Origin of the sequence: Stenotrophomonas sp. (assembly GCF_050737075.1) — a bacterium.
In the GTDB taxonomy this organism is placed as follows: domain Bacteria; phylum Pseudomonadota; class Gammaproteobacteria; order Xanthomonadales; family Xanthomonadaceae; genus Stenotrophomonas.
Genome location: NZ_JBOHXV010000141.1, coordinates 1 through 7,751, shown reverse-complemented (window position 1 = coordinate 7,751; position 7,751 = coordinate 1). Strand labels below are relative to the sequence as shown.

The following is a 7,751-nucleotide window of genomic DNA, read 5'->3' as shown; positions in this document are numbered from 1 at the left end:
CGTAAGGGCAGCCTTTTTTGCGTGTCTGGCGGAGAGGGGGGGATTCGAACCCCCGAGGCGCTATAAACGCCTGCCTGATTTCGAGTCAGGTACATTCAACCGCTCTGCCACCTCTCCAGATGGTCCCCGGCGAACCGGGGAGCGAATAATACGGTCAGGAGACGCAGACGGCAAGCCATTGGACGACATCCGATGAATTTCTTCTGTATGGATGCCTTGCCGGATGTCCGCAGGGCCGCGATCATGCCGTTATCCCTCAGCAATACACTCCCGGCCCGCGCCCGCCATGATCGAATTCGGACACCTCACCCACCCTGGCCTGCGCCGTGACCTCAATGAGGACACCTACTACGGGGACGGCGAGCTCGCACTTTGGCTGGTGGCGGACGGCATGGGCGGCCACGCCTGTGGCGAAGTGGCCAGCGCGCTGGCGCGCGAGACCATCGTGCGCGAGATCCGCCAGGGCGCCTCGCTGGCCCACGCGATCCGGGTGGCGGACGAGGAAATCATCCGCACCTCGCGCCGCCGCAACGACAGCCTGCCCATGGGCACCACGGTGGTGGCCGCGCGGGTGCAGGGCAACCGCTATGAAGTGGCCTGGGTCGGCGACAGCCGCGCCTACCTCTGGCGCGACGGCAAGCTCGCCCAGCTGAGCCAGGACCACAGCGTGGTGCAGGAGATGGTGGCGCAGGGCAACCTGACCGCCGAACAGGCACGCGCGCACCCGCACCGCAACGTGGTCACCCAGGCACTGGGGGTGACCGACCCGGCGCACCTGAACGTGGCGACCACCACGGGCGAACTGCGCCCGGGCATGCAGCTGCTGCTGTGCAGCGACGGCCTGACCGAAGAAGTCGAAGACACCGGCATCGCCCGTACCCTGGCCTACGACGACGCCAGCGCGCAGGAATGCGTGGATACCCTGGTGGCGGCGGCCCTGGATGGCGGCGGCTCGGACAACATCACCGTCATTCTGGTGCGTTGCCACTAAAGGATTGCGAGGGCCGGCCAACGGCCGGCGCTACCGGGATGCCGGCCTTTGGTTGATTGATCCAGATTCAAATGGGCCCGTAACAATTCGTGGGTCCGGCCGTTGGCCGGACACCGCGCGCAGCGCGGCCCAAGCATCCGAAGCCGGTCAACTACCGCCGGCAATTTTCCCGTCCAGCGTTTAGACCCGCCGAAGCCGCGGTATCAGGCGACGGCCTCTTCCACCTTCGGGCCATCCCAGATGGCGTGCCCGGCCTTCTTGCGCAGCTTGGCCAGCCGCGCCTCATGCGCTTCCAGCTCCGACGCGGTCGCCACGACGCGTGGGCGTGGCAGCAGGCGGGAGGTGTCGAACGCCTGCGCATGGGCGGTACCGGGCCGGGCGTCGTCGGCGGAGCCGAACCCGATCTCCTCCTGGCCGGAGGTCAGCGCGATGTACACATCGCCCAGGATCTGGGCGTCGAGCAGGCCGCCATGCAGCTGCCGGTGCGCATTGTCCACGCCCAGCCGCTTGCACAGCGCGTCCAGTGAGTTGCGCTGGCCGGGATAGCGCTCGCGCGCCATCTTCAGCGTATCGATCACCGTGCAGCGGTCAGTGATCTTGCCGTACTGATCGCCCAGCAACGACAGTTCGTAGTCCAGGAAGCCCAGGTCGAACGCGGCGTTGTGGATGATCAGCTCGGCGCCGTCGATGTAGGCCAGGAACTCTTCGGCGACCTGGGCGAAGGCGGGCTTGTCGGCCAGGAACTCCAGGGTCAGGCCGGTGACTTCCTGCGCGCCCTGTTCGAACTCGCAATCGGGCTTGAGGTACTGGTGGAAGTTGTTTCCGCTCGGGCGGCGTTCAAGCAGCTCCACGCAGCCGATCTCGACGATGCGGTTGCCCTTCCGCCATTCCAGGCCGGTGGTTTCGGTATCAAGGATGATCTGACGCATGGGCTCAGTGTACCGGGCCGGCGGAACGGATACGGATCGCAGCGTCACGGGCCAGCGTGTCCACGCGCTCGTTGTCCGGATCGCCCGAGTGACCCTTTACCCAGCGCCAGTCGATGGTGTGCTTGAGGGTGGCCGCCTGCAGCCGCTCCCACAGGTCGCGATTCTTCACCGCATCGCCGCCGGCGGTCTTCCAGTTCTTGCGGATCCAGCCCGGCAGCCACTGGGTCAAGCCCTGGCGCACATATTGGGAATCGGTATACAGCACGATCTCGCACGGCTCGGTCAGCGCTTCCAGACCGGAAATGGCGGCCATCAGCTCCATGCGGTTGTTGGTGGTATGCGCCTCACCGCCGCTCAGTTCCCGCTCGTGCCCCTTGTAGCGCATCAACGCCGCCCAGCCGCCGGGGCCGGGGTTGCCGAGGCAGGAACCGTCGGTGTGGATTTCAATGGTTTTCAATACAGCTCCAGATCAGGTCGCCACGGTACCGTGCCAACGGCGTACCGGCAGTGGCGTGGGGCCCGGCAGGGCCAGGGTGCGTTTTTCGGCAGTAAACAGGCAGGCGGCCCGCAGCGGGGCCAGGCTGCTGAGGTCCGGGTCGCGGTCGCGCCACATGGGCCCCAGCCACGCCAGCTCCGAACAGGACAGGCCGGACTGCTCCAGGGTGTGGCGCAGCCGCTGCGGCGTGCGCACCACCAGCCCATGCCGGCGCCATTGGCGCCGGAACGGGCTGAACGGATTGAGCGTGGACAGCCACAGGCGGCCGCCCGGCATCAGCACGCGCGCGCATTCGGCGATGAGCTTCTCGGCATCGCGGGCGGTGACATGCTGCAGCACGATCGCGTTGAGACTCTCGCTGGGCAGCGGCAAAGGCAGCGCGCAGTGGGCGTCGCCGGCATAGCCGCCCGGGCGGCGGTACAGCCGCAGTCCCTGCCCCGGCAGCGCCACCGCGTCTACCCAGGCAGGGGTCGGCGCGATCCACAGCCAGGGGGTGAGCGGGTGCGCGCCCAGCAACGGGCCCAGGCGCTGCCGCTCCAGCTCGCACAGGATCCGCGCCGGTTCAGTATCAAACCAGGATGCGACTGACGCTTGACGGGGGCTGGGCGCGGCGGGCATGGTCCAATTCTATGCGACTGACTGCCCTACCCGCATTTGCGGACAACTACATCTGGGCGCTGGTCGACAGCGAGGGCCGTGCCATTGTCGTCGACCCCGGTGACGCCGCGCCCGTTCTGGCCGCCGCAGCGCAGCAGAACTGGGCGCCCCACACGATTCTGCTCACCCACCACCACGACGACCACATCGGGGGCGTGGCGGCGCTGCAGGCCCGGTATCCGGGGCTGGAGGTGGTGGCGCCGGCCGATCCGCGCATTCCCCACGCCACCCGCCGGATCGGTGAAGGTGAACAGGTTCAGGCATTGGGGTTGGAGATCGACGTAGTATCCGTGCCCGGACACACCCGGTCGCACATCGCGTTTCACACCGCTGAACATTTATTCAGCGGAGATGCGTTGTTCAGCCTGGGCTGTGGTCGCATGTTCGAAGGTACGCCACCCCAGCTTCTGGCTTCCCTGCAGAAACTGGCGTCCCTGCCACCGCACCTGCTGTTGTGCTGTGGCCATGAGTACACCGTGTCAAATGCCGTCTTCGCGCGGCATGTCGACCCCGCCAACGCCGCGCTCGCGCGACGCCAAGAGGAGGCCCTGGCCATGCGCCGCGATGAACGCCCCACGCTGCCCGTGTCCCTGGCCAGCGAGCTGGAATGCAATCCGTTCCTGCGAACCGATACTCTCGAGATCCGTGCTGCGGTCAGCGCACACCTGGGTCGCCCCGTCACCGATGAAGTCGATGTCCTTGCAGGTCTGCGGGGCTGGAAAGACGGATTCCGAACATGAGCCGGCGATGGCTGCCGCTCGCGCTGGGCCTGGCGATCGCCATGGCCGGCAATGCGGGCGCCCAATCGCTGGCGGCGGGCATGTCGCAGAACGTGGCCGGCCTGTCGCAGCTGCCGCTGGACCCCGCCGCGCTGCCGCCCGCCTCGGTGCGCAACGGCCAGGAGATCTTCGCCAGCTTCCGCGATGGCCTGGCCGAACCCACCTGCAATGCAGAAGCCACCAGCCCGCGCTGGCAGAAGCAGTTCGCGCATGCGCCGTCGCGGCTGGCCAACCAGGACGATGACGCGCTGGTGCTGTTCGGCTATGTGGTCGAAGAGCTGCGCGCCGCCAACCTGCCCACCGAATTTGCGCTGATCCCGTTCGTGGAAAGCGGCTACCGGCCGAATGCCCGCAACGGCAGCGGCCCGGCGGGCCTGTGGCAGTTCATTGCCACCACCGCCAAGAACCACCGGGTGCAGATGACCGGCGGCTACGACGGCCGCTTGTCGGCGGTGGACTCCACCCAGGCCGCGGTGCGTTACCTGAAGACCCTGCACGGCATGTTCGGCGGCGACTGGCGCCTGGCCACCATGGCCTACAACGCCGGCGAATACCGGGTCCTGCAGTCGCTGCGCAAGGCGGGCATGAATGCCACGAACGCACGGCCGGCCGAGCTGCCGGGGCTGTCGCCGATCACCTATGCCTATGTTGAGAAGCTGCATGCCCTGGCCTGCGTGCTGGAAGACGCCGAAACCTCGCCGGGCGTAATGGCCTCGCTGGACCGCACCGTGCCGGTGCTCAAGGGCCACACCCTGCCCGCCGGCACCAGCGTGCAGCAGTGGGCGGCACAGCGCTCGCTGGACCCGGCGCGCATCGCCCGGCTCAACCCGGCACTGGCCAGCGGCAAGGGCCGCCCCAGCGGCCAGGTCACCGTGCTGGCCCCGGCCACGCACGCACCGGTGGATAGCACGGCCATGCTGGCCCAGGCCGACGTCCCGCCGGCCGACACGGTCAGCCCGCGCACGGACCCCCAAGCGGCCAGCCGCACCGTCGCCAGCGCAGACCGCCCGCGCGCGCGCCGCCACACCGTGCGCAACGGCGAGTCCGCCTGGACGATCGCCAAGCGCTATGGAATGCCCCTCAAGGCCCTGCTCTCCCTGAACAACCTGAGCGGCAGCAGCGTCCTGAAGCCCGGCGCCGTATTGCGCGTAGAAGACTGAGGCACGCCTTACCGGCGACGCCACACACGACAAGGCCCGGCAATGCCGGGCCTTGTTGTTTCAGAAGCAGTGGGTGCAAGCACCTAAAACGCCATGTCGATGCGGGTCATGCCACAACCGGACGTTGTCAGCGCCCCTGCAGTCGATAGGGATGCGACCCTACCAAAGCAGAAGGCCCGGCAATGCCAGGCCTTGTCGTTTCAGCCGTAGTAACGCGAAAGGCCCGGCAATGCCGGGCCTTCCAATTGCGGTTCCGTCCATTTATCCCGGCAGGTCGGGCAAAGCCCGGCCCCGGTACCCCGTCTGGAGGAGAGCCCCCTTTCTGTTAAAGGGGGCGCGCCAACGGCGCGGGGATTAGGCGGAATGCGCGGGCAAATCGAGGAAATCTTTAATCGGAACGATTAAAGATTGCCCTCCTCGATTTGCACCTTGTAACGCTTGCGCATCGCCTTGGTCAGCGCCTTGGCATCCTCATCGCCCTGCATCTGGCCGACGCCCTGGATGACCTGCTGCTTCTGCTCTTCGCTGAACTTGCTCTGGTCAGGCGGGATCACCTTGGTCACGGCGTACACCACATAGCGGCCCTGAAGGTCGACCTTGCCATACGTCGGCTTGCCTTCGGTCGGCGCCTTGGCAGCGAACAACGCGCGGTTGATCTCCGGCGTGGGCGCGGGCTGCCCGCGCTGCAGGCCCGGCATCGCCTGCACCTGAAGGTTCTCGGTGGCGGCCAGCGCCTGCAGCGTCTGGCCGGCAGTGAGCTTGGCCAGCACCGCGTCGGCCGCCTTGGCCGACGCCTGGCGGGTACGGTCGGCACGGATGGCGGCAATCACCTGATCGCGTGCCTTTTCCAACGGCAGCGCCTGCTCGGGGCTGTGGTCGGTGACGCGGATCATCACGCTGTGGTTCGGCGCAATCGTGATCGGATCGCTGACGGTACCGTCCTGGACCAGGACGTCGGAGAACGCAGCACGCAGCACGGCCGGGTTGGCGGCAATGCCGCTGGCGGTGGCGCGGGTGAACGGGCCGACGGTCTGGACCGGCAGCTTCAACGCGGCCGCGGGGCCTTCCAGCGAGGTCGGGTTCTTGTAGACCTGGTCGACCAGGCGACTGCTGAGGTCACTGAATGCGTTCTCGCTGTCCGCCTTGAGCTGTTCGGCCGCGAGCTGGTCACGCACCTCCTCGAACGAACGCTCCTGGCCACCCTTCTGCTCGCGCAGCTGCAGCACGTGGAAGCCGAACTCGGTCTTGACCGGGCCACTGATCTCGCCGGCCTTCATGGCGAACAGCGCGTCTTCGAACGGCTTCACCATCGCACCGCGCTCGACCCAGCCCAGGTCGCCACCGGTGCTCTTGGAGCCGGTGTCGTCCGAATTGGCCTTGGCCAGCGCGGCGAAGTCGGCGCCCGGCGCCTTGGCTTCGGCGGCAATGCGCGTGGCCTTGGCTTCGGCCGCCTTGAGCGCTGCCGGATCGTTGCCGTCGGCCGCGATCAGGATGTGCGAGGCCAGGCGCGTCTCCGGCGTGGCGAACCGTGCCTTCTCGTCGGCAAAGCGCTTGCGCAGCGTGGCTTCATCGGCCGCGGTAGCCGGCGGCAGCGTCGCGGCGTTGATCTCGACGTATTCCAGCGACACGGTTTCCGGCTGGCGGAAATCCTTGGCATGGCTGTCGAACCACTGCTTGATCTGCGCGTCGGTGACCTCTGCCGTATCGGCCGGTACGGGCGGCAGTACCGCCAGCTCGGCGTCGCGGGTTTCATACAGCAGGGCCATCAGGCGCTCGGCTTCGGCCTTGGTCACGAAGCCAGACGCCACCAGCGCTGAGGGGACGACCCGCAGCTGCATGCCTTCGCGGACTTCGGCCTCGAACTGCGCCGGAGTACGCGGCGGATTGCCGGTGGCCAGCCGCATGCGGTACTGGTCCTGGCTGAACGTGCCATCAGCCCCCTGGAACGCAGGAATGGACGCGATGGTCTCGCGCACCGTGCTGTCGCTCATGACGATGCCCGACTGTTCGCCGGCCAGGCGCACGACCTGTTCGTCGATCATCTGGTCGAGGACGGCCAACTTGTTTTCGGTGCTTTCGAACTCGCGCGGGTCGAAATCTTCGCCCTGCTGTTCGCGGGCCTGCTGGCGCGCCTGCTCGAAGCGGGTCCGGAAGTCCTGGACGCTGATCTCGTGGTGCTGCCACAGGAACGACATCGGCCACCACGACGGCGCCGAACGCCACCAGGTCGGCGGCGCCGCCACCTTGGCCACGTTCTGCGCACCGACGCCACCCAGGTAGCTGGAGTCGATAACGAACAGGAACGGAATCATCAGCAGCCCCAGGATCACGGTAACGATCCAGCCCGAGGTCTTGTCGCGAAGTTTCTGCAGCATGGGAGAAATCAAGGCCTGATTGGCGAATCCAGCAGTGTAGCGTGCTTCGCGCCACACCCCAACCACCCTCGACCTTCGACCCAAAAGAAAAGCCCCTGGCTTTCGCCAGGGGCCTTCAAGAATTGGCGGAGCGGACGGGACTCGAACCCGCGACCTCCGGCGTGACAGGCCAGCATTCTAACCAGCTGAACTACCGCTCCGCGCTTGAAACTTTGCAGGCGCTCATTATATCCGAAGATATTCAGAAAACCCACCCCGAATTACTGCTTTTCGAGGATTTTTTGTAACTGGCGGAGCGGACGGGACTCGAACCCGCGACCTCCGGCGTGACAGGCCAGCATTCTAACCAGCTGAACTACCGCTC

At 66.9% G+C, this 7,751-nt stretch carries 7 protein-coding genes and 2 tRNA genes; 3 read left to right on the top strand and 6 right to left on the bottom strand.

From position 1 onward, the window contains the following. Positions 1-26: 26 nt before the first annotated feature. Positions 27-117 (bottom strand) — tRNA-Ser (locus ACREPD_RS21060). Positions 118-286: 169 nt separating this feature from the next. Here ACREPD_RS21060 and ACREPD_RS21055 point away from each other — a divergent pair. Further along, the gene (locus tag ACREPD_RS21055; protein ID WP_431601101.1) at positions 287-991 is read left to right on the top strand and encodes a PP2C family protein-serine/threonine phosphatase; all 705 of its coding nucleotides are present in this window, start codon (positions 287-289) and stop codon (positions 989-991) included. A gap of 203 nt (positions 992-1,194) precedes the next feature. On the opposite strand, the gene dnaQ is transcribed toward ACREPD_RS21055, so the two are convergent. Genes dnaQ through ACREPD_RS21040 form a run of 3 tightly spaced genes read right to left on the bottom strand, consistent with a single transcriptional unit; the run spans position 1,195 to position 3,034 of the window. After that, a complete protein-coding gene (gene dnaQ / locus ACREPD_RS21050; RefSeq protein ID WP_431601100.1) occupies positions 1,195-1,920 on the bottom strand; it encodes a DNA polymerase III subunit epsilon in 726 nt (241 codons plus the stop codon). Between the two features lie 4 nt (positions 1,921-1,924). Continuing rightward, positions 1,925-2,377 (bottom strand): ribonuclease HI, encoded by a 453-nt coding sequence (rnhA, locus tag ACREPD_RS21045; RefSeq protein WP_431601099.1) that lies wholly within the window; start codon positions 2,375-2,377, stop codon positions 1,925-1,927. Positions 2,378-2,389: 12 nt separating this feature from the next. Continuing rightward, complete coding sequence (locus ACREPD_RS21040) at positions 2,390-3,034, bottom strand: methyltransferase domain-containing protein (protein WP_431601098.1); 645 nt, start codon at positions 3,032-3,034, stop codon at positions 2,390-2,392. Positions 3,035-3,045: 11 nt separating this feature from the next. Here ACREPD_RS21040 and gloB point away from each other — a divergent pair, with 11 nt between their 5' ends. After that, positions 3,046-3,813, top strand: a complete 768-nt coding sequence (gene gloB, locus ACREPD_RS21035; protein ID WP_431601097.1) for a hydroxyacylglutathione hydrolase — start codon at positions 3,046-3,048, stop codon at positions 3,811-3,813. Beyond that, positions 3,810-5,012, top strand: coding sequence for a transglycosylase SLT domain-containing protein (locus ACREPD_RS21030; RefSeq protein WP_431601096.1), 1,203 nt, complete (start codon positions 3,810-3,812; stop codon positions 5,010-5,012). The genes gloB and ACREPD_RS21030 overlap by 4 nt, the downstream gene beginning before the upstream one ends. A 401-nt stretch (positions 5,013-5,413) precedes the next feature. Here the strand turns inward: ACREPD_RS21030 and ACREPD_RS21025 are convergent, their stop codons facing one another. Next, a complete protein-coding gene (locus tag ACREPD_RS21025; protein ID WP_431601095.1) occupies positions 5,414-7,387 on the bottom strand; it encodes a peptidyl-prolyl cis-trans isomerase in 1,974 nt (657 codons plus the stop codon). Between the two features lie 123 nt (positions 7,388-7,510). After that, positions 7,511-7,587: transfer RNA gene (locus tag ACREPD_RS21020), tRNA-Asp, on the bottom strand. Positions 7,588-7,751: the final 164 nt, after the last annotated feature.